Source organism: Bartonella sp. AP21QHHD, assembly GCF_042196205.1.
In the GTDB taxonomy this organism is placed as follows: Bacteria; Pseudomonadota; Alphaproteobacteria; order Rhizobiales; family Rhizobiaceae; genus Bartonella.
On record NZ_JBHIPT010000038.1, the window covers coordinates 1 to 1,371 of the forward strand.

Sequence of the window (1,371 nt, forward strand, 5' to 3'; positions counted from 1 at the left end):
CACCCACACACGCGTTCACCTAGATTATTGTGCTTTAAGATCTCTCTTGCTAAGTTTGAACTGATGGCGTTCAGATCTTGCCGGCTTAAATAAATTGGCAACCAGCCAACACAAGAAGAAGCATATTTATTTGTCGCGCAACCAGTCAGAGAGAGCAGTACGCACATCAGCATCACTTTTTTGATTAATTTCATTTTCTACCTCAAGACGGGTTGTGGCTGCTTTTAAAGCTTTTTCTGTTTGCTTTTCAGTGATTGTCATGCCTTCGTAAATAAAAGGTTTTCCAGCACTGTTTGTATGTCCATAACCTATTGTCCACACACCAATGGCATCTTTATAGGCGTTCAAACGCAAACCTTCCCATTGTTTGATAAGTGCAAGTCCTTCTGATGATATTTTTCGCATATGATTCTCCATAAAAAAAGCTCCGCAAAAAGCAGAGCTGGATTAAAAAAATTGGACATCTTTCTCATTCGGAAAGATAGCTTGGTTAAGCTTCATGTCGCTTTTTCATTGGAACAAAAAAATGTATTTGACATTGTAATAATTGTATTTTATAAGTTACAAATGTTTACAGTATACAAAACAGAGCATTTTATAAAATGGCTAGATTCTTTAAAAGATGAGATTGCGCAAGCGCATATTGTTAAACGGATAGCAAGAATAGAAACGGGATTTCTTGGAAATGTAAAATTTTTCCGTGGAATTGGAGAGTTAAAAATACATCATGGTCCTGGCTATAGAATCTATTTTGTAAAACAAGGTAAACAAATCATTTTGTTATTAAATGCGGGTGATAAATCTACACAACAAAAAGATATCGAAAAAGCTCTTCAATTAGTAAAGGAAATGAAACATGGAAATTACTAAATTTGACACAAGTGAATATTTCAAGACACCTGAGACACAAAGGATTCTTTTAGAAGATGCTCTTGAAAGCAAAGATAGTAAGTATCTTGCCCATGCTCTTGGTATAATAGCGAAAAACCAAGGAATGAGTAAAATCGCCCAAAATACAGGGCTATCAAGAGAGTCTCTTTATCGTTCTTTAAGTGATAAAGGCGACCCACGGCTTTCTACTTTTCTCAGTGTTTTGAGTGCTTTAAATTTGCAGATTAGCTTAACGCCTATCCAAAATAATTGTAAGGAACAAGCAGCTTTAGAAGAAGCATCTTGACTACCTCCCCACCTTTAAAGATGGGGAAGGGAGGTATTTAAGCAATCATTTTTAATGAGGGGCTCTACATCTAGTTTATAACCTATCATGTATCCTCTTCATCCATATGGATGACGCCTTCGCCTTCGTCGCATGCGTTTGGTGGGGCGTTTGGGTCAAGGGTATCATCTTTGTCTGGTGTTGTGTTTGCAACG

4 protein-coding genes are annotated in these 1,371 nt (G+C 37.1%); 2 read left to right on the top strand and 2 right to left on the bottom strand.

Going from position 1 to position 1,371, the window contains the following annotated elements:
* A partial coding sequence (locus ACFIMC_RS03110) for a hypothetical protein (RefSeq protein ID WP_375680814.1) occupies window positions 1-194 on the bottom strand: 194 nt, incomplete at its 3' end.
* Window positions 127-405 carry a lysozyme gene (locus ACFIMC_RS03115; protein ID WP_375668768.1) on the bottom strand — a complete coding sequence of 93 codons (279 nt, stop codon included), beginning with the start codon at window positions 403-405 and terminating at the stop codon, window positions 127-129. The genes ACFIMC_RS03110 and ACFIMC_RS03115, both read right to left, overlap by 68 nt.
* A gap of 162 nt (window positions 406-567) precedes the next feature.
* Here ACFIMC_RS03115 and ACFIMC_RS03120 point away from each other — a divergent pair, with 162 nt between their 5' ends.
* Entirely contained in the window at window positions 568-870 is a 303-nt protein-coding gene (locus tag ACFIMC_RS03120; RefSeq protein ID WP_212113015.1) for a type II toxin-antitoxin system RelE/ParE family toxin, read from the top strand.
* Entirely contained in the window at window positions 857-1,177 is a 321-nt protein-coding gene (locus ACFIMC_RS03125) for an addiction module antidote protein (protein WP_273783426.1), read from the top strand. Before ACFIMC_RS03120 ends, ACFIMC_RS03125 begins: the two co-directional genes overlap by 14 nt.
* The last annotated feature ends 194 nt before the right edge of the window (window positions 1,178-1,371 follow it).